The following is a 24,253-nucleotide window of genomic DNA, read 5'->3' as shown; positions in this document are numbered from 1 at the left end:
GAGGATCGGACATGGGACTACTGTCGGCCCCGACATCCCCTCCAATCCCAGGGCGACCCTTGAACTTCACGTTTTTCACCAAGCCCTCGACACGGCTGCGCATACTGATCGCGCCGGCCCTGGTCGTGCTGCTGGTGGTGATCGGCTGGGCGGTCCAGCCGCCGTCGGGGTTCACGCCAGATGTCGCGGCCTGGCGTCCCTTCAGCGTTCACCCGGCGGTCTGGGTGTCGCTGGGCGTAGGTTTCGGCGCCTATCTCGTCTCGATCTGGATATGGGTGCTGAAGCCGCTCAACCCGGCCTCGAGCCTGTTTGCGCTCAGCGGCGTGATGACCCTGCTGTTCACCTTTGCCTCTACCCGCAGCTTTATGGCGTCCCCCTTGCCGGACGGGCTGGTCACGGCCTTGCAGACCCTCAACCTGCTGGCGGCCTCGGGCTTCGGGATGGTGATGATCGCACTCTTTTTGATCTACCCTGCCCGGTTGCCGTACTGGCGCTGGATTCTGGCGGCGGTGGTCACCGTGTTTGGCCTGTGGACCCTGGTGCGCGGCTTCGGTCCCTTGCGCCATCCGGCGTCTGTTCAACCTATAACCTTCCTGGAAATGGTCGGGATTATCCTGGCCGCCCTTGGCCAGGTCGTTGCCGCGCGTCGCGATCCTCGTCAACGCGCCATTGCCGTCTGGCTTGGCGCGTCGGTCCTGCTGGGGGCCGGTACGTTCATCGCCCTGGTCTCGGTGCCAAACCTTTTCGGCCACAGCGCGCTGATAAAGCCCCAGTACGCCTTCGCCGCCTTTCTGATCATCTATGCCGGCCTGGCCGTCGGACTGGTTCGTTACCGCCTGTTCGATCTCGGGGGATGGGCCTTCCAGCTCATATTCCACGCCTGTGTCGCCCTGGCCGTTCTGGCGGTCGACACCTTCCTGATCGGCAGTCTGTCGCTGGCGCCCGGCCCGGCCCTGGGACTGGTGCTGTTCGGCATGGCCTTCCTCTACATGCCGCTGCGCGAATTCGCCTGGCGGCGGCTGACCCGGAGGCACACGCCGGATGACGCCGGGATCTTCCGTTCGGTCGTCGAGGCCGCACTGCAACCCAGCGGGCCGCAACGCGCCCAGGGGTGGGAGCAGCTTCTGCGCGACATCTATAGCCCGCTCGACATCGTTGCCGAGGCACAGTCGATGGCGATGCCCCAAATCGCGGCGGAGGGGCTGGCCCTGCACCTGCCTGCGGTGGCCAGTTCGCCGGCCCTGACCCTGCGATACCCGCAGGCCGGGCGAGGCCTGTTCAGTCAACGCGACCTGGCCACCGCCGAACAGATCGTCGCTCTGATGCGGCATGCTGAGGAGAGTCGGGGCGCCTACGACCGTGGCGTCAATGAAGAGCGCACGCGCATTGCCCGCGATATCCACGACAATATCGGCGCGCAATTGCTGCGCGCACTGCATTCCGGAGCGGCCGAACGCAAGGACGACATGATCCGCGACACCCTGGCAGATCTGCGCGACGTCATCAACAATGCGCAGGCGCACGATCTGCCGCTGGCGTCCAGTCTGGCCGATCTACGGGCCGAAACCGCCGACCGGCTGAGCCCGCATGATGTTTCGCTGGTGTGGCGTGTCGATACCCCGGCCGACACGCCGCTGGCGCCGTCCCGGCTGCATGCCTTGCGCTCTCTGGTCCGCGAGGCCGCCAGCAATACCATCAAGCACGCCGGAGCCGGCACCCTGACGGTCGAGATCGGTATCGACGACCGTCATCTGTCGCTGTGCGTCGAGGACGACGGCCGCGGCTTTGCGGTCGATACGGTGTCGCTGGGGCATGGCCTCGACAACATGAAGGCGCGCGCCGAAAGCCTGGGCGGAGACTTTTCCCTGGCAAGCCCCCTGGCCGGCCAGGCGGCGGGCGTCCGCCTGGTCGCCCGCATTCCCTTGCCCGCGCAGGAGCCCGCGTCATGAAACAGATATTGATCGTCGAGGATATCGGCGAGACGCGGGCCTGGCTTGGCCGGGCGGCCATGACCGCATTTGCCGGTGCCGAAATTCGCGAAGCGGCCGACATGCGTAGCGGCGTCCATGCCGCGAAAGGCGGAGGGATCGATCTTGCCATCGTTGATCTGGGCCTGCCCGACGGGTCCGGCATCAACGTCATTGCGGCCTTCCGTGAGGTGCAACCCGATGCGGTCGTGGTCGTGGCCACCGTCATGGGCGACGATGCCTCGATTATCGCGGCCTTGTCGGCTGGCGCCCACGGCTATCTTCTCAAGGATTCGCCGATAGATCTGTTTGCACGGCAGCTGGCGCAGCTGGACCAGGGCATTCCGGCGCTGTCGCCCTCCATTGCTCGCCGGATTGTCGATCACTTCCGTTCCACCGCCGTTGCCCACCAACCGGAGGCCACGCTCAGCCCGCGTGAACTCGACGTCCTGGGCCTGATCTCCAAGGGGTTGCGCAATGCCGATACCGCCCTGGCGCTGGGCCTGACGGAAAACACCGTGGCCAGCCACATCAAGTCGATCTATTCCAAGCTGGGCATTACGTCACGCGCCGAGGCGGCCATGCACGCCCAACGCATGGGCCTGACGCGTCTCTGAGAGGTTCGGTCTCCCCTGAACAGGTGAAGACAGCTGTCCTGAACCGGTCATAATCGGCCCCGTTACATCGGGGAGCACAGCCATGTCATCCGTCAACCTGTCACGTCGTTACCTGTTGGGGGCCGCTGCCGGCTGCGCCCTGTCCACCGCCCTGCCAAGTTGGGCCCAGGCTGCCGGCACGCCGGGCGCCACCCTTTTCGTCGACAGCTCGGCGGCGGATCTGACCGGCGTGAAGCGCGTGGCCATTTCTGCCTTCGTCGTCGAGTTTCAGACGGCTGACAAGGCAACGAAAGACGGTTTCCATATCGCCAGCCTGCATATCAGCGATGATACCGCCGCCTACAGCCGCTGGCAGGACGCCGATTCCACCCTACTGCAAAAGATCGCTGATGACGCCTATGCCGCCCTGAAGGCCCGGTTCACTGCCCTCGGCATCGAGGTCGTCGACACAGCCGTTCTGACCGCGGACCCAACCTATAAGACCCTGCAATCGAAGGCGGGATTCGACAGTGGCGCCAACTGGGACAATGCCGACGGCCAAAGCGTCGTCTTTGGTCCGATGGGATTGCCCCCCTACATGCCCTACGCGCTTGAACTGGGAAATTACGAATGCAATCCCAATCCCAAGCTCAGCAAGGCCGGAGATAATGTCGCGCGTAACCCGTCGCACCGGATGCAGGTCGGAAACTGGCAGATTCCCGGCTGGGAAATCGACATCGCAAAGGCATTGGGCGCGACTCTCGTCAAGGCCTGGTATGTCGTCAACTTCTCGGAACTGAGCGCCGGCAGCAAGATCAGCGACATGACTTTCTTCGACGACCTGGGATCGGGCATGAGCGGTGTCACGACCGCCTACTCGGCCGAGGCGCGGTCCTTTGTTCGCCTCAGGCAGGAGCAGAGTCGGATCAGTTTCCGCCTGCCGACCAGCGCCAAGAAGATGGGCTACAAGGTCAAGAATTATCCCGGCACGCTTATGGCCGCGCCGAAAGATGGCGACGTTGTCGTGGCGCTCGGCAAGCCTGTCGGCGTCGGCGCGGATATGTATAGCTTCGTCGAGGGCAGCAGCGGCGCCAAGGGTGTCGGCGGGGCGCTTATGGGTATGCTTAACTCCAAACAGACCTTCTATATCGACGCCACTCTGAACGACCCGACCGCCTACTCCGCGCGCATGAGAGGCGCTTTGGTGGGGGCGCAGCAGACCTTGCTCGACGCGGCATTCGCCCGATAGGCCAGGGACGTTCGATTAGAGCGCATCCCAAAAAGTGTGACGCACTTTTTGGATTAAGATGCGCGTAAAAACAAAAACTTAGAGCGCCGATCCGATTCTACCGGATCGAAACGCACTCTAAAAGGAAGCATGGGATGTTCAAAAGAATATCTGTATTGGCTGGGTTCAGCCTCTGTCTGTGGACGCAGGGCGCGCAGGCCCAATCGGTTTTCGACGATTTGCAGGCCATGGACGACGCGGCTGCCCAGGCGGAGGCTGACGAGGCCACGCAGCGCGCAATCAAGGCCGCCGGCTACGAGGTTGAAAATCACGTGCGCCGGGCCAGGCATTACATTGAGGAGGCGGTTGCTGACGCGAAGAACAACAATTCGAGCCTGGCCTGCTACGACCTCAATGCTGCGGCCAGCGAATATGGTGAGGCCTATATCGCGTACAAGAAGGCTTCGGGGCAGGGTCTGACGGAACTGGAAGACAGGATCGCCGAAATCCACAAGGTCGAACGCTCTCTCGGGTGCTGGTAGGTCTGGCACGGAGGGCTTGTCGTCCAGGCGCTCAGGTTCTAGGGTTCCCCGGACTTTCAAGGGGGCTCCATGCATTACCGTTTTCTGGCCGGACTTCTGACCGCGGCGCTTCTGTCGCTCGCGACCGGCGCCGTGGCCCAGACTGCGAACATCTGTGCCTCGCCGGCGCAGAAACTCGACGAGAAGGGCTTTGTCGAGATCGGCGGCATACCGCAGTGGGTGACCATCAAAGGCGACCGCTGCGACAACCCCGTCGTCTTTATCGTTCACGGCGGTCCGGGTAATCCCATGAGCCCGTTCTCCGACGCCATCTATGGCACTTGGGAAAAGGACTATACCGTCGTTCAGTGGGACCAGCGCGGCGCCGGCATGACTTGGGGCAAAAACCGTCCGTCCGAGGACACGCCGCTGACCATCGAACAGATGCGCGATGACGGACTCGAAGTGGCGCGCTATCTGACGCAACACCTGGGTCAGCGCAAGGTCGTCCTGCTGGGCGGGTCATGGAGCTCGATCCTGGCCGTCCACATGATCAAGGCCGAGCCCGACCTGTTCCATGCCTATCTCGGCTGGGCGCAGATCGTCAGCTATGGCGATAACCTCCCGGCGACCTACACCAGACTGCTCGATATGGCGCGCCAGGCCGGCGACCAGGACAGTGTGACCAAGCTGGAAGGGCTTGGCGCGCCGCCGTGGGCCAATCCGCGCAACTTCGGCATCCTGCGCCGCATCGACCGCAAGTACGAAGGCCTGGCCACCGATCCGGCGCCTGCCCAATGGTGGCAGCCTGCGCCGGACTATGCCACGCCTCAGGCTCAGGAGGACTATACGGCCGGTGAGGACTATTCCTACATCCAGTTCGTCGGCTGGAAAGGCGACGGCATGTTCTCGCAGGTCGACCTGCCGGCCCTGGGCACGGACGTCAAGGTGCCGGTCTTCCTGTTGCAGGGCGAGGCGGACTACCTGACACTGCCAGAGATTTCGCGATCCTATTTCGACAGCCTCAAGGCGCCGCGGAAAGAGTTCGTCGTCCTGCCGCGCACCGGTCACGACCCCAACAGCATCATGGTCGATGCGCAATTGAAGCTGTTGAACGAGACGATCCGTCCGTTGATTCAGTAGGCGAATTCACCTCACCCGCCGCCCTCCCGCATATGCGGGAGAGAACGCCATGCGGTAATATGTTCAACTCTGCGCCACCTGGGACCTCGCGTCTGCACCTGTAGCCCGTCACCGTAGGGGCGACAGACCGCACCGCGCCCCTTCTGCGCAAAGGCTCTGAACCATGACACTGGCTGTGATCGGCATCACCCATGAAACCGTCGTAAACACCTCGCGTTCCGGCGATCAGCACACATCGGACATTGCCTGGCTGGAAGACGGCGGGTGGGTGGTGACCTGGACGTCCGGCGTCCACATCCTGCAGCAGCGCTACACGGCCGCCGGCACCAAGTCTGGCGGACAAATCACCGTGACGACCGGCTTGGATGCCCGCAACAACAGCGCCGTCATAGGCCTGAGCGACGGTGGCTGGATCGTCACCTGGGAGATCTACAAAAACGGCGAAACCGGGGTCAATGTCGAGTCCCAGCGCTACGATGCCCTGGGCGCGAAGGTCGGCAGTGCCGTCACCGTCAACACCTTCATCCCCGGTTCACAGCAGGCACCGGATATCACGGCCCTGACCGGCGGCGGCTATGTCGTGGTGTGGGGTTCGAACGGCCAGGATGGCGACCAGTTCGGCATCTACAGCCAGACCTACAACGCCGCTGGTGTCGCGGTGGGCGCCGAAGTCCGGCTCAACGTGATGACCGTCGGGTCCCAGGCCACGCCGTCCATCGCGGCTCTGACCGATGGCGGCTATATTGCCACCTGGGAACACTTCGGCAGCCACAACAATCTCTTCGGCCAGTTCCATGTTTCCCAGCGTTTCGACGCGTCCGGCCAGGTGGTCGGTCCGGAGGTCTTTACCCAGTCAGGCGGGCGTGTCAGCGTCGCCGGCCTGTCGAACGGCGGATGGGTTGTCATCGCCATCGGCGGGCCGAACAACACCACCGTCATTCAACAGGTCTACGATGCGACGGGGGCGGAGATCATCGCCTCGACCGTCGTCAACACGACCGCCAGCGTCTTCGCGCCCAACGCAACCGTGACCGCCTTGGCAAACGGGCGTTGGGTGGTTGTCTGGGAAAATTACAATGCTTCGGGCCAGCCGGATGTTTACGGCCAGGTTTTCAATGCCGACGGCAGCAAGCTGGGTTCCGAACTGGTGATCAACCAGGTCACCAATTTCGACCAGCGCCTGCCTTCGGTCACCGCGCTCAGCAACGGCAATTTCGTCGTCAGCTGGCATGGCTTCAATAGTGAAAGCGACTTCGTCAGCTTCGGTTCCGATATCTACCAGCGCGTCTTTACGATCATCGACAACGCCGCCCCGGTACTTACGGGGGCCCAGGCCGTTCTCGAACTGGGTCATGAGGATACTGCTTACTTCGTTACGACCGCGCAGTTGCTGCAGGGCTTCAGCGACGCCAATGTCGAGACACCGCTGGTGGTGACCAACCTGACCGCCAGTCACGGCATTGTCGTCGCCAACAGCAACGGTACCTATACTATTACGCCGTTTGCCGATTTTGCCGGCACTATGACCCTGAGCTATACGGTCAGCGACGGGGTGGTCGGCCTGGGGGCCAGTCTGGCTTACGGTGTCGCGCCGGTCGAAGACCACGCCCCGACGGCGGCTGCCCTGGTCAACACCACGACCGCTGGAGACCAGAAGAACCCCGAATTGACGCAGTTGCCGGATGGGTGGCGCGTGAGCTGGGATTCCCCCGACGGCCGTCGCCGCCAGGACTATGACAGCGACGGCAATGCGGTCGGCAGCGAAGCCGCGGGATCGGCTTCGTCCGACCTGACCGCGACGCTGACGGACGGGACCAGCGTGACGGTGCGCGTGGTTTTCACCATAGTCTCCGGGGTGCACACCTATACACTGCTGGCCCAGCACCGAACGGCCGGTGGGGTGGCCATCGAAGCCGAATTCACTATCGACAGTTCTTCGGGGACTGCCGAGTCTTCGCTGAACGATCCGAAAATCGTCGCCATGGCGGGTGGTCAGTGGCTTGTGACCTGGGAGGACCAGTCCAGCACCACGCAGTCGCAGCTGCTCTGGGCCATCTACAACAGCGATCGCAGTCGCGATACTTTGGGAGCCGCGCCTTCGCAGGGACAGGGCTATCATGAGAACGGCGTGGTCACCGTTCTGGCCGATGGCGGCTTCGTCCTGGCCTATACCTTCGACGGCACCTATAGCGCCAGCAAGCCCTTTTATGACCCCAAGCTGATCGTGCTGCGCTACGACGCCGAGGGCAATCCGGTGTCGAGCCACGACGTGACCAGCCCGACCAGCTCCAACCTGTATTTCCCGGACGTTGCTGCCCTGCCGGGCGGAGGCTGGGTTGTGGCCTACTCCAATGCGTCGGCCATCTACTACCGGATATTCAATGCCGACGGCACGGCGCAGACCGAACGCTTCGTCAGCGACTACACGCCGACCAGCATCCACAGTTTCAAAAACCTCCTCAGCGTCACGACGCAGTCCAATGGCGACTTTGTCATCGCCTGGGCCAGCTTCGATGAAGACGGCTCGGGCATGGGCATCTACCAGAGCCTTTTCCGCAGCGACGCCACCTACGGCACGGCCGCGGCCGACACAGTGAACGGAACCACCGGGGACGATCTGCTCTTCGGCCTGGCGGGCGCGGATTTGCTCGACGGTGGCGCCGGCAAGGACGGGCTGGAAGGCGGCGCCGGCAATGACACCCTGAACGGCGACGGTGGCGCGGACACCATGACCGGCGGCCAGGGCGACGACGTCTACTTCGTCAACGACGTTGCGGACGTTGTGCTGGAAGAGGTGGGGCAGGGCAACGATACCGTTTTCTCGACGGTCAGCTTTACCTTGGGGACCGGCGTCGAAGCCTTGGTCCTGCAAGGGAGCAACGTCGTCAACGGCAAGGGCAATACCTTGAACAACACCCTGACCGGCAATGCCGGCGTCAATATCCTGACCGGGGGATTGGGCGACGACACCTACTTTGTCCAGAACGCGGGCGACAAGGTGGTCGAGCTCAGCGGCGAGGGCAACGACGTCATTTTCAGCTCGGTCAGCTACAGCCTGGCCGGCATCAACGCCGAGGTTCTGGCCCTGACCGGCGCCGCCAACCTGACCGCGACGGGCAACAGCCTGGCCAACAGCCTGGTCGGCAATAGCGGACACAACCTGCTGGATGCTGGCGCGGGCACCGATACCCTGACCGGCGGACTGGGCGACGACACTTTTGTCGTCAACATCGCCTCGGACGTGACCATCGAAGCGGCCGGGGAGGGCAATGACCTTGTCCGCGCCTCCGCCAGCTACACGCTTGGCGCCAATATCGAGCGGCTGGAACTGACGGGTACAGCAAACCTGAGCGGCACGGGCAACAGTCTGAACAACAGCCTGACAGGCAATGCCGGAAACAATGCCCTGACCGGCGGCGTCGGCGCGGACACGATGATCGGCGGACTGGGGGACGACACCTACTTTGTCGACCAGTCCGGCGACCGTGTCACTGAGCTGGCCGGCGAAGGCATCGACACGGTGCAGTCTTCGGTCAGCTTAAGCCTGGTTGGGACGGTCGTCGAAAATCTGGTTCTCACCGGGACGGCGAACCTGGTAGCGACGGGGAACGGCGTCGGCAACCGGCTGACGGGAAATTCCGGCAACAACGTCCTGGATGGTGGTGCGGGCCGGGACACCCTGGCCGGTGGACTGGGTGACGACACCTATTTCGTTCAGGATACAAATGACAAGGTGGTCGAAAACAGCGGCGAAGGGCGCGACGTCATTTTCTCGACCGCCACCTACACCCTGACCGGCCGATATGCCGAGGTGCTGGAACTCACCGGAACGGCCAATATCGACGCCACGGGGAACAGCGTTTCGAACCTCCTGATCGGCAATGCCGGCAATAACCTCCTGAACGGCTTGGGGGGCAATGACACATTGACCGGCGGTGCGGGGCTGGATGTTTTTCTGTTTCAGACCGGTAGCCGGGCGGACGAGATCACCGATTTCACCGCGGCCCAAGACGATATCATCAACGTCAGCGCCTATACGTCCGGCGTGGTGAGTACCGGCCTGGTGACGCAGACCGGTGCCGATGTCGTCATCAACCTGGGAGGCGAGAACCTGGTGATGATCCGCGACGCCGGCCGGGCGGACGTGCTGAGTCATATCGTCTGGTAACACGCGCTTTTGCGAAGACATCGCGCTGGAAATCGCCGCGCCCAGAGGTATGCGGCGATAACTGCCGGCGACGGCCACCGCCAGGGATTCATCACCGGCGGCGCCGTTCTGGCACCCGAAGCGACCGAAGTGACCGAAGTAACCGGTATGGGGGGCGAGGCCGCGGCCAAATGCGTCAAGATTTCAGTTGCCAGCTCCTGGTTTATGTCACATAGATGCGACATCCGTCGCATGAGGATCGGTAATAATGGTTAAGCCCAGTGACTTCGAACTGAAACTTCTGCGCCATCTGTGGCAGCGCGGACGCCTCAGTGCCCGTGAACTGCATGACGCCAGCGCAGCGGAAACACGCTGGTCCTATTCGGCAACACGCAAGACGTTGGAGCGCATGGTCGAGAAAGGTTTGGTCAGGATCGAGGCATTTCACGGCCTCAATACCTACGCTGCCTCCCAGTCCAAGATCGAGACCCTGGCCGTGCTGGCCAGCGCCTTCGCCCGCGATGTTCTCGACCTGGATGCGCCCCTGCCGGCTGCGGCCTTTGCCGGCAGCAAGCTGGTCTCGCCCGGCGAGATCGCCGAGTTGGAGGCCCTGCTCGAGCAATTGTCGGATGCGGCGAAAGGTGAGGACAAGGTATGAGCACGGTGATCGTGGTCGTTGGGGTGTTGCCGTTTCTCTGGAGCGCCGCTCTTTATCTGATGCGCCGGTTTTCCGTTCGCACGCCCCATGCTCCGCGCGACCAGGCGGAAAAATCCTTCCTGCTTTTGTTGCTGGCGCCGGTCGCTGTGGGGCTGGGCGTCTTGGCCGTAGCGCAACTGTTCGACATCCATCTCTCCTTGCCGCTGCCTCTACCGCAGGCCACGGGTATTGATGGCGGCTTTGTGCCAGCCGGACCAGAGACCGGCGAACCGGCGCGGGTTTATCCGGATTTATGGCGTTTATGGCCTCTGGCCACGGTCATCGCCTATGCCGGCGTTACCGCTGTTCTGGCCACCCGTCTTTTGCATACCCAGATTCGTATCGCCCTGACCTGCGGTCGCGCCGCGCCCAGCCTGGCCTTGGGCGCAGGCGTGCGCGTTTCAGGCCGTACTGCCATAGCCCTGGCTTGGGGTGAGGCAACCATCCTTCTGCCCCAGCCCCTGTTGGCGCTTTTGTCGCCGGTTCAGACACACCTGATCATCTGCCACGAACGCGCGCACCTTACCCGCCGCGACCCGCTCTATTTTGCGGTGTTAGCATGGCTTGATGTGCTGATGTGGTTCAATCCGTTCGTCCGCGCCCAGACCCGGCATTGCCGGCTGGCAGCCGAGCTCGATTGCGACGCTCGGGTCACCGCCGCGGCGCCCGAAATGCGCGAAGCCTATGCTGAATCTCTCATCATGGCTGTCAAGCATGCCGCTGGACACGCACGGCAATGCGTTCCAGCGGCCTTCTCACCCGCAAAATCTGGAGATTATCGCATGAGAATTAGCGAAATTATGCACCCTGTACCCGGCCGGGGCAAGACGCGCCTTTGGCTCATCGCTGGTGGCCTGCTTCTGGTACCGCTCAGCGTGGCGCAACTGGCCTGGTCGCAGGGGCCGGCAACATCTGTAGCCGCAGTGACGACATCGGCGCCGGCCCGGTTCTTTACGGTCATGCCGGTCGAAGGCCGTCTGTCGAGCGGCTTTGGCATGCGCAGGAACCCTGTCACCGGCGAGATGTCGCAGCATGATGGCGTCGATGTCGCTACCCCGATCGGCATGCCGGTCCGCGCTCCGGCGAGCGGCCGGGTGACGCGTGCCGATTTGGCTGAGCCGTGGTTCGGCAAGGTATTGGACATTGATCATGGCAATGGTCTGGTGACGCACTACATGCATCTTGGCGACTTCGAGGTGAAAGTCGGCGACACGGTCGCTGCCGGGCAAGAGGTCGCCAAGTCAGGCAATACCGGGCGCAGCACCGGACCCCACGTCCATATCGGGGTGTTCGAAAACGGTAAGGCCGTCGATCCAGTGGGCCGGATTCCCCTGCCCAATGCGGGTTAGAGCGCATCCCAAAAAGTGTGACGCACTTTTTGGATTAAGATGCGCGTAAAAACAAAAACTTAGAGCGCCGATCCGATTCTGCCGGATCGAAACGCGCTCTAAATCTTTGATATGAGGCGCAGGCCAGGTATGGCCTGCGTCTTTTTCCTCCGGATCAGGCCGCTACGGCGTCTTCGTCATGGGCGACCGCAGTCACCTGACGGATCGGCAGGATAACATTGACCGTCGTGCCCTGGCCTTCGGTGCTGTCGATCTCGAGACGGCCATTGTGCATCTCGATCAGCGATTTGGTGAGCGCCAGGCCCAGACCCGTACCTTCCTTGGTTTTCGAGAACTGGTTCTCGATCTGCTCGAACGGCCGGGCCAGACGCTCCATGTCCTTCGACGCGATGCCGATGCCGGTGTCCGACACAGCGATATGGACATTATCGTCGGTCATGGCCGCCGACACCGTCACCGTGCCGTGCTGCGGCGTGAACTTGATGGCATTGGTCAGCAGGTTCAGCAGGATCTGCTTCAGTGCACGGAAATCGGCCTCGATCTCGGGCAGTTGCGGCATGTGCACCCTTATCTTGAGGCCGGCCTTTTCCGCCCGTTGCCGCACAAGGCGCAGCGTGTCCTCGATCACCTCGTCCAGGCTCACCGGCTCGATGCGCAGGGTCATTTTTCCGGCTTCGATCTTCGACATGTCGAGGATGTCGTTGATCAGGCTGAGCAGGTGCTGGCCCGAGCCCAGGATGTCGCCGGCATATTCCTTGTAGCGCGCATGACCCAGCGGTCCGAACATTTCGGTCGCCATGATCTCGGAGAAGCCGTTGATGGCGTTCAGCGGCGTGCGCAGTTCGTGCGACATGTTGGCCAGGAATTCGCTCTTGGCATGGTTGGCCGCCTCGGCGCGGATCTTGGCCATTTCGTACTTGCGCGCCAGGATCATCTGCTGCTGGCGCGACTGCTCCAGCTTCTCGACCAGTTCCTGCAAGGCTTCTTCGTTGCGGCGGCGGAACTCTTCCTGGACCTTGACGGCGGTGATGTCGGTGCCGGTCAGCACCCGGCCGCCTTCCAGGGTGCGGCTTTCCGAAATCTGGATCCAGCGGCCGTTGTTCAGCTCAGCTTCGTAGACGCCATCGCGGGCGTCCGGCGCCGGTTGATGGCGGCGTATGGCGATCTGCATCACCTGGTCGATCAGTTCGCGCGGAGTACCGACACGCAGGAAACGCTCGTCGATGCCGAAGGTTTCGCCGAAGGTCGTGTTCCACATCAACAGGCGATGGCGCCGATCCCACAGCACGAAGGCGTCGCTGACCGAATTGATGGCGTCCAGAAGCCGGGCCTCGGCGCGCTGGGCCCGCGACTGGGCCATGCGCTCGTCCGACACGTCCAGGGCGACGCCGTTCAGCCGCATGAAGCCAAGTTGCGTGCGGGCGCCGACCGACTGGCCGCGGACATCGACCCAGATCGACTTGCCCTCGGCATTGGGTACGCGGAAAGAGACGTCGAATGCACCTTTCAGCCGCGCGGTGTCCAGCGCCTTCATGACGTCGGCGCGGTGTTCTGGCGCCACCCGGTTGACGAATTCGCCGGTCGTCGCCACGCCGCCGCCGCCCCAGCCCAGCATGACGCCGGTGACGTCGGACATGTAGATCAGGTCCTGCTCCAGATCCCAGTCCCAGATGCCGCAGCGGGCCGCTTCGACGGCCAGGCGGTAGCGCTGCTCATTGGCCTGGAACTGCAGGGCGTCGGACTGGCTCTTGCGCGCCTGGAAGACCAGCAGGAGGCCGAACAGGGCCCCGATCAGCAAAGGGCCGCCGACAAAGATCAGGCCTTTGACCCAGGCTGCGGAGGACGAATAGAACTGTTGTGTCGGCACGCCGGCCACCGCGATCAGGCCGTCGGCCTGGGGGGCGGAGGCCAGCTTGACGAAGCCGCCGCCGTCGCGCGCGCCCTGGATCAGGTCGCGGCTGTCGGCGCGGGCGCGAAGCTGGTTGTAGCTGACGTTGAGGGCGTCGCGGATATCCTGGCCGATCAGGGCTTCGTCCGAGGCTTCGACAATGGTACCGCCGCTGTCGACCAGAAGGCTTAATCCGTTGGCCTGGGGGGGCGCCAGTTCGCCGTCCAGGCGGGCGACCAGGGCGATATTACCGCCGCGCGCCACCAGATAGGGGCGGGGCTGCGGTGTCAGGCTCTGGTTCAGCGTCAGCAGGCCGGTGTCCTTGGCGTCCTGCGCCGCGCGCAGGATCAGGGCCGGTTCGTCATTACCCTGGCGGGCGACGATGGTGCCATCCTTGACGACGGCCACGCCCAGCGCCGCGCCACGCGAAAGTTTTAGGCCATGCTCGGCAGCGGTCAGGGCGTCGTCCGGCTTGGCGGCCAGGTGCAGGGCGGCGGCATCCAGCGCCGTCCGCGCGGCGGTCAGGCGGGTCTCCGCGCGCGCGGCGGTGAGCTGCGCGGCTGACAACAGGGTGTTGCCTTCGCTGTCCTTGTCGGCCGACAGGCTGTTGTTGAGCTGAAGCGTCGACAGGCCCATGAACAGGACCAGACCCAGTGTAAGCCCCAGGGCGCCCAGGCGAATCCACAGCGGCATCGACTTGCCAACCGGGTAGGTGGCCATCGACATGGCCGAGGATTTGAGAACCTGTTTGAAGTCGCGCGGGCCGGCAGACGGCGTCGCATCTTCACGTGGGCGGCGCGCCGACGCGGCGTCTGTCCTGGGGGCGGACGTTCGCTGATGTTGACGTCCTGACGCCACTTAATGTCCCGCCGTGATTCGCATGCAATTCAGAGGGTAAACGTGCGGTTAAGCTATTGTCGAGAGTCTTAAGTCTTTCTAAATTTCAGTTATCAACCGCGATTTTGCAATCGTTTACGCCGCAGTGTGGCCGATCTGCAAAAGCCCCAAGGCGTTTGAGCTAAAATTAAGCCACGTCCTCGTCCGGATCGTGCGGATCCTGGGTCAGCTTTTTCTTCTTGTTGGCGGGCGGTTTGTGATCCTCGCTCCAGCCTTCGCGGCGTTCTGGCCCCATATATTTGGGATCCATCTTGCGGCGGCGGTCGGGCCCGAAATAGCCGCCGGTCTTGATATAGGGACGCGGAAAGTCAACCACGGCCACGACCTTGCGGTGCAGTTCCTGGGCGGTGACGGGCTTGCAGCAGAATTCGTTGGCGCCGGCGTCGCGCGCCGACAGCACCCGCGACCGCTCCGAGTGAGCGGTCAGCATGATAATCGGGACATAGCGGTTGGCGCTGTCGGACGAATTGCGGACCAGCTTGATGAACTCGACCCCGTCCAGCACTTCCATCTGGTAGTCGGTGATGACGATGTCGATCGAGTCGTGCTTCAGGCGGTGGAAGGCTTCGGTGGCGTCACGGGCTTCGAAAATCTGGGTGGCGCCGAAGCCACGCAGGATCGTTTTGACAATATTGATCATGTGGGCGTTGTCGTCCACCACCAGGAACCTTACACGTTCGAGGCCCGCCAATATTGTCTCCTGAGATTACGCCACTTTGTCCCGGCACTTTCCGAGGATTTGGCTTAGGATTGGTTAACGTGTCCGCCGTCCATTGATGTTTTGGAAAGGCAGTCAGCCATTTAGCGCCTTGCCGGCCAACTCTGCTACGTTTTTTGACAGGTTCGGTTGCGCCAGGATGGTCTCCAGCGCTTTTTGCATGCCGTCCTTGTAGGGCGAAACGTAGTTGCGGAAGCGCGATAGCGGCTCAATCATCCGTGCCGCGGTCATCGGGTTGAAGGTATCGACCGTCAGCACCTGCTTGACCAGGAAAGCGTAGCCCTTGCCCTCGGCATTGTGGAAGACGCTCTGGTTGGCGGCGAAACCACCGACCAGGGCGCGCCAGCGGTTGGGCGTCCGGGCGTCGAAATCCGGGTGGTTCTGCAATGCCTCGACACGTGCCAGGGTGTCCGGATACGGGCAGGTCGCCTGCAGCGAAAACCACTTGTCGATGACCAGAGGCTCGTGGCGGAAACGGTCGTAAAACGCATCCAGCGCCGCTTGATAGGGTGCGCCCTGGACATGCATCAGCGCGATGAGACCACCGACCGTGTCGGTCATGTTGGTGGCCGTGGCGAAATGGGTTTCAGCCAGGGCGATCAACGCGGCGTCCCCGCTATGACCGGCCAGCAGCAGGTCGAGCAGGGCGTTGCGGAAAGCGCGGCTGCCGGCGGCCTGGGCGTCGGGCGAGAAGCTGGCCGGCGTGACGATGGCGTTGTACCGGCTGAGCAGGGTGTCCTTCAACTGGACAGACAGGGCGGCCTTGAAGCGCTTGCGGCTGGCGTGCAGGAAGGCCGGGTCGACCGGCAGGATCGACTGGGCCAGATCGCTTTCGGTCGGCAGGCCCAGGATCAGCGCCTTGAAGGCCGGCTCCAGGGCATCGTCGGTCAAGGCGGCTTTCAAGCCGGCGGCAAAGGCGTCGATCAGCGCCTGGGCCGGCTCGGGATTGAGCAGGATGGCCCGCGCCAACCCTTGCGCCGCTTCCCAACGGTTAAACGGATCGGGATCGCCTTTCAAACGGGCAAAAGCGTGGTTTTCCGGTTCTTCCAGGTTCAGGATGACCGGCGCCGAGAAGTGACGTAACGCCGAGATGACCGGCTGTTCGGCGACGCCGCTCAGCACCACGTCCTGGCTGGCCTCGCGCAACACGATCACGGTCTCGGTCTGGCCATCGTTGAAACTGAGCGTCTCACCGGCTTCGCTGAGCAGGCCCAGGCGAATCGGTATGGGCAGGGTCTTCTTGGTCGGCTGGCCGGGCGTCGGCCGGGTGGTCTGGCTCAGGCGCAGGGTCAGGGTCTGGCTGGCGGCATCGTAGGACGGCGCGATATGAAGCTGCGGCGTGCCGGCCTGGGTGTACCAGTCCAGCATGACCGACCAGTCTTGGCCGGTGACAGCCGTAAAGGCGTCGACAAAGTCCTCCAGGGTCGCCGCCGTACCGTCGTTGGTCGCGAAATAGTGGTCCAGCGCCTGGCGATAGGTCTCCGGGCCGGCGATGGTGCGCAAAACGCCGACGATCTCCGCGCCCTTTTCGTAGATGGTGGCGGTGTAGAAGTTGTCGATCTTGGCGTAGGACGACGGCCGCGCCGGGTGGGCGAGGGGGCCGGAATCCTCCGGAAACTGGCGCGCGCGCAGAGCCCGCACATCCTTGATGCGCTGGACGGCGTGGCCGCGCTGGTCGGCGGAGAAGCCCTGGTCGCGATAGACGGTCAGGCCTTCCTTCAGGCACAACTGGAACCAGTCGCGGCAGGTGACGCGGTTGCCGGACCAGTTGTGGAAATATTCGTGCGCCACGACCGACTCGATGCGCTCGTAATCGAGGTCGGTCGCCGTGGTCGGATCGGCCAGCAGCAGCGACGCATTGAAGATGTTCAGCCCTTTGTTTTCCATGGCGCCAAAGTTGAAATCGCGCACGGCGACGATCATGAACAGGTCGAGATCGTACTCGCGGCCATAGGCCTCTTCGTCCCACTTCATCGACCGCTTCAGCGCGTCCATGGCGTAGGCGGCGCGGTCGCGCATGCCGGTATCGACATAGATCCGCAGCGCCACCTCGCGGCCGGACACGGTGGTGAAGCTATCCTCCAGCACATCCAGCTCACCGGCGACCAGGGCGAACAGATAGGCCGGCTTGTTGAACGGGTCTTCCCACTGGGCGAAGTGGCGGCCGTCGTCCAGATCGCCGGTTTCGATCAGGTTGCCGTTGGACAGCAGGTGCGAAAAACCGGCCTTTGGCGCCTGGACACGGACGCGGTACTTGCTCATCGAGTCCGGGCGATCGAGATAGTAGGTAATCTTGCGGAAGCCTTCCGCCTCGCACTGGCTGCAGTAGCGGCCCGACGACATGTACAGCCCTTCCAGAGTCTTGTTGTCGGAGGGATTGATCTCGACCTCGGTCTCGAGAACGAACCGGTCGGGGACGGAGCCGATCGTCAGGGTTTCATCGGTGACGGTGTAATCGGAGACCGCCTGACCATCGACGGCGACCGAGATCAGCTTCAACCGTTCGCCCATCAGCACCAGCGGCGCGTCGGCGGCGCCCTGCCTTTGGAGCGTCAACCGCGCCCTGACTCGCGTGGCGGTCGGCGCCAGGTCGAAGGTCAGTTCGGTGGTAGGGATCAGGAAATCCGGACGCTTATAGTCGGCGAGGCGAATGACGGGAGGCTGTTCGGTGCGCATGATCGGGTCCGGATGTGAGGTCTTACCGGACCATATGGGGCGTCGCCAGACGAAGGCAATGCGGAAAAGCTATTCCGCCATCTTGGTATCGGAAACGTCCGTCTCGACCGCCTTGCGCAGTTGCTCGGCACGCTTGGCCAGCTTCAACAGGTCGTCGTCGATATCGGCGCTGTTGTCGCGGGCATAGTCGCGCAATTCCTTGATCAGCTTCAACAGCCGCGGCGCCGCCGCGATCAGCCGCGCCTGCATCTCGATCAGCGCCGGGTCGCGTTCGTACTCGGCGCCCGGCACGCGCCAGCCGCCCCAGTCATTCACATCGGTGACGACGATCGGATAGGTGCCGGGGAAGGGGTGATTGCGCGATTCATCGGGGCTTTGCCACTTGTTGCGCGCGCGCATCAGGCGCCAGTTGCCCATCTCGCTGTCGCGGGCTTCGGCCTCGCCTTCGGGGATCAACTCGCTTTCGGCAAAGTCGCGCCCGAGTCCACAGTCGTAGGTTACCCGCACCGGTTCGTCGAAGCCCTTGACCCACACCGGATTGACCTTGTCGATGACGGCCCAGGTGCCGACGGGCTCGACATAGACGCGCTGATGACGGTGATAGCTGGCTTTGGCCATGAATGTCCCCGCTTAGATTCTTAAGCTTCTTTGACGTTCAGCCTAGCGGAAAACCGTTAAGAATTGGATGAATGCGGATTGTTGCGGCGGCAACCATAAAAATTCCGGGCCGTAAGCTGTGTTAGCGGTACCTTATCTTGCGCTGCACAAAAATATGTTTAAGCTTGCTGTCACGGATAAAAAATCCGAACCGCCACAGGAAACGGATTACGGGTGAAGCAACTTATTGAAGGCTTTCAGGCCATGAACGAGACCCTTGTCCGACACCATGCCGCCCTGCTGGACGGCTATCTGAACGAAACCGTTACGGACCTGGGCCGTGGAGGCGTCCTCGACAAGATCGAAGCGCTGAAACATCCCGACTTCGACTTTGCGTCGCTGACGGAATCCGAAGCCGCCCACGCGGCGCGCATCCTGACCTGCCAGTCGACGCTTCAGGTCATTGCCGACGATGTGTCGCAACTGGGTCAGATCGACACCTTCACCACCTCCGACGGCTCCATCCAGACGGTCAGCCTGGCCAATGCCGTCCGTTCGGCAATGAAGGCTGGCCTGCCGACCGAGGATGTCGAAACCGTCCTGTCCGAGCTTCTGGCGTCACCGGTTTTCACGGCCCACCCGACCGAAATGCGCCGCGCCAGCGTGGTCGAACGCGAATATGAAATCACGCAGTTGCTGCAGGCCTATGAGAAGGTGACCAACCACGCCGAGCGCGCGCAACTTGAGGACGACCTCTACCGCGCCGTTTCCCTGCTGTGGAATACGCGCCTGAACCGGCCCGAGCGCATCACCGTCCAGGACGAGATCAACAACCTGGTCGGCGCGGTCAAGCGCTCTATCCTGCCGGCTCTTGTGACGCTGTACAACGAATGGGGCCGCGAAATCCCGCACGACGGCAAGCTGCCCAACATCCTCAAGCTGGGCTCGTGGATCGGCGGCGACCGCGACGGCCACCCCCATGTCGACGAGGTCACGCTCAACTACGCCTTCAAGACCCAGGCAACGGTGCTTTTCGACTTCTACGCCCAGCAACTGGACCAGCTCGATCGCGAACTGACTGTGTCGGACGAGGTCACCCCGGCCAGTGAAGCCGTCAACGACCTGGCGCGTAAGTCGCTGAACACCGACATCCACCGCATCGACGAGCCCTATCGTCGCGCCCTGTCACACATGAAGCTGCGCCTGGCGCGCACCCGCGCCCATGTCTTGGGCGAGCCCGTCACCAATGGTACCGCCACCGCGCCCGCCTATGATGCGCCGGAAGTGTTCAACAAGGATTTGCGGATGATCCGCGACAGCCTGGCTGAACATGGCGGTCGCCGGATGATCGGTCGTACGCTGAAGACCTTGATCCGCATCATCCGGTCTTGCGGCTTCCACCTGCTGGCCCTGGACCTGCGTCAGAATTCCGACGTCCATGAACGCGTCATCGCCGACCTCTACACCCACTCGTCGGAACTGGTCGACTATCTCGGCATGTCGGAAAGCGAGCGCTGTTCGCTGCTGTTCGCCGAACTGACCAATGACCGCATCCTGCGCTGGGATTTCGCCAAATATTCCGACGAGACACGCAAGGAACTGCGAATCGTCGATGCCGCCGCCGCCCTGATCACGACCTACGGTCCCGAAGCTTTCGGCGCCTATATCATCTCCAAGGCGTCGTCGGTGTCGGACATCCTGGAGCCCCTGGTGCTGCTGAAACAGGCCGGCCTGGTCCGCGGCGGCCCGCAGCCGCACACCATGATCAAGATTTCGCCGCTGTTCGAAACCATCGGCGACCTGGAAGCCGCGCCCGACATCATGAAGAAGTGGCTCGGCAACTACGCGGTCCGCTCGCTGATGGGGCGACCGGCCATCCAGGAAGTCATGCTGGGCTATTCCGACTCCAACAAGGACGGCGGCTATACCGCGTCGCGCTGGAACCTGCACAAAGGCTCCAAGGCCGTCAAGGCGGTCTGCGACAAGGCCAAGGTCAAGCTGCGCCTGTTCCACGGCCGCGGCGGTTCGGTCGGCCGAGGCGGGGGGCCGGCCTTTGCCGCCATCCTGGCCCAGCCCGAAGGCACGGTGAACGGCCAGATCCGCGTCACCGAACAGGGCGAAATGATCGCCCGCAAGTTCGGCAATGTCACCACGGCGCACAAGACCCTGGACAGCTTCGCCGCCGCCGCCTTCCTGGCCACCGTGCCGCGCGGCAGTGACCACGATGCCGACATCAAGCTGGAGAAAAAGTTCGCGCCCGTCATGGATGCCCTGTGCGACGCCTCGTTCAAGGCCTATCGCGGCCTGGTCTATGACGATCCGCATTTCCTCAGCTTCTTCCGCTCGGTGACGCCGATTTCGGAGATTTCGGACCTGAAGATCGGCTCGCGGCCGGCCTCGCGGACGGCATCGAACAAGATCGAAGACCTGCGTGCTATTCCGTGGGTGTTCTCGTGGTCGCAGTCGCGCCTGATGCTGCCGGGCTGGTACGGCTTTGCCGCCGCCGTGCGCGAAGTCGGCACCGACGAAGCCACCTTGCAGGACATGGCGAAGTGGGACTTTTTCGATGTCTTTCTGGCCAATATGGAAATGGCCCTGGCCAAGGCCGACATGGACATTGCCGCCCTCTACCTGCCGCTGGCCGCCGAGCCCGAAGAGGCGAAACGCATCTACGACCAGATCCGTTTCGAATTCGATGATACGGTGGCCCTGATCAAGCGCATCCGCGGCGCCCAGACCCTGCTGTCGACGCACGAGCGCCTGCGCCACCAGATCGAGCGTTCGCGGCCATTGCTGGATACGCTGAACCGGCTGCAGGCGCATCTGTTCGCCGTCCGCCGTTCCGGAAACCAGCACAAGCTGGTCAAGCTGGCCATGCAACTGACGGTCAGCGGCGTCGCCAGCGCCCTGCGCAATACCGGGTGACTCCGGTCAGGCGATAGCCGTCCAGTCCTCAAGCCCGGCCAGATGCGGCTTAAGGTGCTGGAAAGCCTTGTCCCGCGTGACCAAAACGGCGCTTACCGTCTTGGCATGAGCGGCTATCATCATGTCGGAGGTGGTCAGGTTGACGCCGGCGGCTTCGCATGCAGCGCGCAGGTCCCCATAGTTGCGCGCCACGGCCTCCGTCCATGGCAGGACCTCTACGCCGGCCAGAAAGCCGCCGATCAGCTTGCCCAGGCGATCGGGATGGCCGCGCCGGGCCCAGCCGTAAAACAGTTCCGCCTGACTGATGACCGATAGCGAGATGATCCCGCCTCGCGCCACCGCCTGGTCCAGCCGGTCACGAACCGGCAGAATATCACCGCGCAAAATGTGACTGACGGTGTTGGTATCGATCAGATAGCGGCTCATTCATCATAGCCGGCAAACGGGTCCACCGGGGGATCGTTTTTCAGTCGATCCTCTTCAGACAGGAAATCGGCCGGTATTTCGGTCCGGTCGGCCAGGGCATAAAAAGCGGCCCAGTCCTGACGTTTCGGACGCAGGATGACCTCGCCGGTGATGTCGTCCCGCCGGATTTCGACCTCGGTGCCCTCGAAGCGGAATTCCTTGGGCAGTCGGACGGCCTGGCTCTGGCCGGTCATAAAAAGTTTGGCGATGCCCATGATGAACCGTTTAAGCAGATTGCACGCCGTTATAACATGCAACCTAAACTAACGCAAATAATAGATACTAATAGTACGTATTCGCTGGGGCGGGTCATGAGATGGAGCGTCATCGTATTGTGCATCGTAGGGGCTGTCGGCATGCCAGCCCGTGCCATCGATCTTGGCCGAATGCGAAACGGCGATGAAAGCCGAAGAGCGTGCAGGGTTTAGCCCGGAGGGATGCCATCCCGCCCCAGGCGGTAACGCAGTTGTCCACTTCAGACGTGGCGCGATCGACCTGCTGACCAGGGAAGGTGTCGTCCCTGCCGGTTCTATTGACGGGGGTAAGGTCGTTTGGGTTCCAGATTCCAGCGGCTTTATCGCCGCTGATTACGAAGGTTCAGGCCAGACAGAGACCTTTCGATATGTCGATGTCTCGACGGCAGACGGCAAGGTGCGTTTGGTCGTGCAGAATGGCGTTCATAGCGAAGGTTGTGTCTTCGATGAGGAAATCATGATCGGTGTTCTTGGCAACCCCGTGACGGGTGTCGTTGACCACGTTCTGTCCGGCGAGGAAATTCGCGCCGAATGGTGCACGTCTGAGGAGCATACCGAATACGGGTATTGTTACGAAGAGGAAGCTTTCCAGAAGGCGCATCCGGCATCAGGCCAGGGTGTCAAATAACCCCCAACCCTTTGAGTACGCTGATCCCCTGCTGCGCGAAGGCCTGGGCCCGCGTGCGCATAGCTTGGCGCTTCTCCTCGGAGTCGGGTGCCATGGCGTCGGCCACGGTTTCCAGCGACTGGCCGCGACGCATGGCGGCCAGAAAAACCTGTTCCGGACCCGGTAGAGGAATGCCCGTACCTGTCACGGGCGAGGGCAGGGCGGCGACCGGCCGGCCCGCCGCCGCCGATTGCATGGCAACGGCGTTGAACCGGTCGGTCACCACCTTGCGCGCCGCATCGCCGTCTTCGGCCAGGGCCGGCTGGACATAGCCGAGCCCGCACAAGACCCCCAGTGCCTGTTCGATATGTCGCGCTTCAATGGCTGCAAGGGCCGGCAGGGCGCGAAGCTGGTCGACCGTCGAAGGCGCCGCGGCCAGGCCGTCCAGCACCGCGTCGAACACTTCGGGGGTCAGATTGAACTCACCGCCCGGACGCTGGAACTTGAGGGGACACAGGTTGCGCAGGCGGGCCAGGGCGAAGCGCCGGCCGCGCATCCACGCCGAGCCTTCGCCGAGCTTCAGGGCGGGTACCCCACGGCCATAGACGTCGCGGCGGAAGCGCCGGTCCAGCAGGACGTCGCGGACGACCTCGGTGGCTGCAGGTGCGTCGGGCGCCGTGAGAACGGCGCGCTGGGCCGGCTTGAAATTGAACTGATCGAAGCCGTCCATCAGACGCGCCTGAGCGACATAGCCCAGCTTGGCGGGAGCCAGGGCGTCGGCGACCTCGTCCTGGTAGAACAGCCACCAGTCCTCATTGAGGTATTCGTGCGCCACGTAGGTCGGATTTTCTTTCGCCAGCCGCTCCAGCAGCGGGCCGGTTTCCGCCGTAGCGGCGAAAAACGTGGCGCCGGCATCACGCAGGGTCCGGGCATAGCCCAGGGCCTGTACAACACGGTCATGGGCCGGGGCCTGAGGGTTGGTGACGCCCAGCTTCATGATCCGCCGCAAAGGCGCCGCGCGCGACCAGCCCGGCATGCAGTTGTAGCTGATATAGATCAGCCCGCCCGGTTTCAGCCGGCGGCGGATAAGCTCGACGATATAGTGTCGGTTCTCGGCGCTGACCCACGACCAGATGCCATGCAGGGTGATGAAGTCGAATTCGGGCAGGTCGGTATTGAGCAGGTCTTCGAAACTGGCTTCGAGGAAGGTGACATTGTCGAGCCCGGCGGCCTGGGCCGTACCACGCGCATTGAGGATGTGGGTCGGGTTGAAATCGTTGGCCCAGAAACGGCCGTGCGGATTGGCCGCCGCCAGCAGGGCTGTCGAATAGCCGTTGCCGCAGCCCAGTTCGAGATAGGTGAAGGGCTGGTCGACATCGACGGTGCGCCGGCCGGCCAGGGTCGCGGCCATCGCCAGGTTCAGCGGCGCCAGCTCCGGGTAGAAGCCGTGCGTATATTCGACATCGACGACATAGCCGCCGGTCCAGGTTTCATCGGACACGGTTCATCCCTTGTGTGTATGACGGGCGCAATTTGAACCTGCTTCGCGTCCGGGTTCAAGGGGAAGCGGAACGGTGT

The 24,253-nt window shown here is 62.9% G+C and carries 17 protein-coding genes; 10 read left to right on the top strand and 7 right to left on the bottom strand.

The window, feature by feature from the left end; translation table 11 throughout:
• Positions 1-59 precede the first annotated feature (59 nt).
• The 8 genes from ABAC460_RS39810 (at position 60) to ABAC460_RS51140 (ending at position 11,648) form a co-directional block, all read left to right on the top strand.
• Positions 60-1,949: an ATP-binding protein gene (locus ABAC460_RS39810; RefSeq protein ID WP_023454347.1), complete on the top strand. Its 1,890-nt coding sequence runs from the start codon at positions 60-62 to the stop codon at positions 1,947-1,949.
• On the top strand, positions 1,946-2,584 hold the full coding sequence (locus tag ABAC460_RS39805) for a LuxR C-terminal-related transcriptional regulator (protein ID WP_023454346.1): 639 nt from the start codon (positions 1,946-1,948) through the stop codon (positions 2,582-2,584). Before ABAC460_RS39810 ends, ABAC460_RS39805 begins: the two co-directional genes overlap by 4 nt.
• 82 nt (positions 2,585-2,666) lie before the next feature.
• Positions 2,667-3,812, top strand: coding sequence for a hypothetical protein (locus ABAC460_RS39800; RefSeq protein WP_023454345.1), 1,146 nt, complete (start codon positions 2,667-2,669; stop codon positions 3,810-3,812).
• 134 nt (positions 3,813-3,946) lie between these two features.
• Positions 3,947-4,333 (top strand): hypothetical protein, encoded by a 387-nt coding sequence (locus tag ABAC460_RS39795; protein ID WP_155914681.1) that lies wholly within the window; start codon positions 3,947-3,949, stop codon positions 4,331-4,333.
• Positions 4,334-4,402: 69 nt separating this feature from the next.
• A complete protein-coding gene (locus ABAC460_RS39790) occupies positions 4,403-5,455 on the top strand; it encodes an alpha/beta fold hydrolase (protein ID WP_023454343.1) in 1,053 nt (350 codons plus the stop codon).
• A 163-nt stretch (positions 5,456-5,618) separates the two neighbouring features.
• Entirely contained in the window at positions 5,619-9,623 is a 4,005-nt protein-coding gene (locus tag ABAC460_RS51145; RefSeq protein ID WP_023454342.1) for a cadherin-like domain-containing protein, read from the top strand.
• 247 nt (positions 9,624-9,870) lie between these two features.
• On the top strand, positions 9,871-10,260 hold the full coding sequence (locus ABAC460_RS39785; protein WP_023454341.1) for a BlaI/MecI/CopY family transcriptional regulator: 390 nt from the start codon (positions 9,871-9,873) through the stop codon (positions 10,258-10,260).
• The gene (locus tag ABAC460_RS51140) at positions 10,257-11,648 is read left to right on the top strand and encodes a M23/M56 family metallopeptidase (RefSeq protein WP_023454340.1); all 1,392 of its coding nucleotides are present in this window, start codon (positions 10,257-10,259) and stop codon (positions 11,646-11,648) included. Before ABAC460_RS39785 ends, ABAC460_RS51140 begins: the two co-directional genes overlap by 4 nt.
• 154 nt (positions 11,649-11,802) lie before the next feature.
• On the opposite strand, the gene ABAC460_RS39780 is transcribed toward ABAC460_RS51140, so the two are convergent.
• From ABAC460_RS39780 to ABAC460_RS39765, 4 genes are all read right to left on the bottom strand, one after another.
• Complete coding sequence (locus ABAC460_RS39780; protein WP_235075829.1) at positions 11,803-14,256, bottom strand: sensor histidine kinase; 2,454 nt, start codon at positions 14,254-14,256, stop codon at positions 11,803-11,805.
• Between the two features lie 304 nt (positions 14,257-14,560).
• Positions 14,561-15,124 carry a response regulator gene (locus ABAC460_RS39775; RefSeq protein ID WP_023454338.1) on the bottom strand — a complete coding sequence of 188 codons (564 nt, stop codon included), beginning with the start codon at positions 15,122-15,124 and terminating at the stop codon, positions 14,561-14,563.
• A gap of 102 nt (positions 15,125-15,226) precedes the next feature.
• A complete protein-coding gene (pepN, locus tag ABAC460_RS39770) occupies positions 15,227-17,827 on the bottom strand; it encodes an aminopeptidase N (protein WP_023454337.1) in 2,601 nt (866 codons plus the stop codon).
• A 69-nt stretch (positions 17,828-17,896) separates the two neighbouring features.
• Positions 17,897-18,445, bottom strand: a complete 549-nt coding sequence (locus ABAC460_RS39765) for a hypothetical protein (RefSeq protein WP_023454336.1) — start codon at positions 18,443-18,445, stop codon at positions 17,897-17,899.
• 243 nt (positions 18,446-18,688) lie between these two features.
• Here ABAC460_RS39765 and ppc point away from each other — a divergent pair, with 243 nt between their 5' ends.
• The gene (ppc, locus tag ABAC460_RS39760; RefSeq protein ID WP_031237047.1) at positions 18,689-21,349 is read left to right on the top strand and encodes a phosphoenolpyruvate carboxylase; all 2,661 of its coding nucleotides are present in this window, start codon (positions 18,689-18,691) and stop codon (positions 21,347-21,349) included.
• A 6-nt stretch (positions 21,350-21,355) separates the two neighbouring features.
• On the opposite strand, the gene ABAC460_RS39755 is transcribed toward ppc, so the two are convergent.
• On the bottom strand, positions 21,356-21,775 hold the full coding sequence (locus ABAC460_RS39755) for a type II toxin-antitoxin system VapC family toxin (RefSeq protein ID WP_023454334.1): 420 nt from the start codon (positions 21,773-21,775) through the stop codon (positions 21,356-21,358).
• Positions 21,772-22,029 carry an antitoxin gene (locus ABAC460_RS39750; RefSeq protein WP_023454333.1) on the bottom strand — a complete coding sequence of 86 codons (258 nt, stop codon included), beginning with the start codon at positions 22,027-22,029 and terminating at the stop codon, positions 21,772-21,774. The genes ABAC460_RS39755 and ABAC460_RS39750 overlap by 4 nt, the downstream gene beginning before the upstream one ends.
• Before the next feature lie 184 nt (positions 22,030-22,213).
• Here ABAC460_RS39750 and ABAC460_RS49845 point away from each other — a divergent pair, with 184 nt between their 5' ends.
• Positions 22,214-22,696: a hypothetical protein gene (locus ABAC460_RS49845; protein ID WP_155914680.1), complete on the top strand. Its 483-nt coding sequence runs from the start codon at positions 22,214-22,216 to the stop codon at positions 22,694-22,696.
• Here ABAC460_RS49845 and ABAC460_RS39740 read toward each other — a convergent pair.
• Entirely contained in the window at positions 22,689-24,176 is a 1,488-nt protein-coding gene (locus tag ABAC460_RS39740) for a class I SAM-dependent methyltransferase (RefSeq protein WP_023454331.1), read from the bottom strand. The two genes, ABAC460_RS49845 and ABAC460_RS39740, sit on opposite strands and share 8 nt — an antisense overlap.
• Positions 24,177-24,253: the final 77 nt, after the last annotated feature.

Origin of the sequence: Asticcacaulis sp. AC460 (assembly GCF_000495795.1) — a bacterium.
GTDB lineage: Bacteria > Pseudomonadota > Alphaproteobacteria > Caulobacterales > Caulobacteraceae > Asticcacaulis.
The sequence above is the reverse complement of the archived record's forward strand: the minus strand, read 5'-3'. Positions and strand labels throughout refer to the sequence as shown.

Excerpts from the sequence above, each read along its gene's own strand:
- ABAC460_RS39805 (WP_023454346.1), top strand. The coding sequence starts at position 1,946 with ATGAAACAGATATTGATCGTCGAGGATATCGGCGAGACGCGGGCCTGG.
- ABAC460_RS39800 (WP_023454345.1), top strand. The coding sequence starts at position 2,667 with ATGTCATCCGTCAACCTGTCACGTCGTTACCTGTTGGGGGCCGCTGCC.
- ABAC460_RS39795 (WP_155914681.1), top strand. The coding sequence starts at position 3,947 with ATGTTCAAAAGAATATCTGTATTGGCTGGGTTCAGCCTCTGTCTGTGG.
- ABAC460_RS39790 (WP_023454343.1), top strand. The coding sequence starts at position 4,403 with ATGCATTACCGTTTTCTGGCCGGACTTCTGACCGCGGCGCTTCTGTCG.
- ABAC460_RS51145 (WP_023454342.1), top strand. The coding sequence starts at position 5,619 with ATGACACTGGCTGTGATCGGCATCACCCATGAAACCGTCGTAAACACC.
- ABAC460_RS39785 (WP_023454341.1), top strand. The coding sequence starts at position 9,871 with ATGGTTAAGCCCAGTGACTTCGAACTGAAACTTCTGCGCCATCTGTGG.
- ABAC460_RS51140 (WP_023454340.1), top strand. The coding sequence starts at position 10,257 with ATGAGCACGGTGATCGTGGTCGTTGGGGTGTTGCCGTTTCTCTGGAGC.
- ABAC460_RS39780 (WP_235075829.1), bottom strand. The coding sequence starts at position 14,256 with ATGGCCACCTACCCGGTTGGCAAGTCGATGCCGCTGTGGATTCGCCTG.
- pepN (WP_023454337.1), bottom strand. The coding sequence starts at position 17,827 with ATGCGCACCGAACAGCCTCCCGTCATTCGCCTCGCCGACTATAAGCGT.
- ABAC460_RS39765 (WP_023454336.1), bottom strand. The coding sequence starts at position 18,445 with ATGGCCAAAGCCAGCTATCACCGTCATCAGCGCGTCTATGTCGAGCCC.
- ppc (WP_031237047.1), top strand. The coding sequence starts at position 18,689 with ATGAACGAGACCCTTGTCCGACACCATGCCGCCCTGCTGGACGGCTAT.
- ABAC460_RS39755 (WP_023454334.1), bottom strand. The coding sequence starts at position 21,775 with ATGAGCCGCTATCTGATCGATACCAACACCGTCAGTCACATTTTGCGC.
- ABAC460_RS39750 (WP_023454333.1), bottom strand. The coding sequence starts at position 22,029 with ATGGGCATCGCCAAACTTTTTATGACCGGCCAGAGCCAGGCCGTCCGA.
- ABAC460_RS49845 (WP_155914680.1), top strand. The coding sequence starts at position 22,214 with ATGAAAGCCGAAGAGCGTGCAGGGTTTAGCCCGGAGGGATGCCATCCC.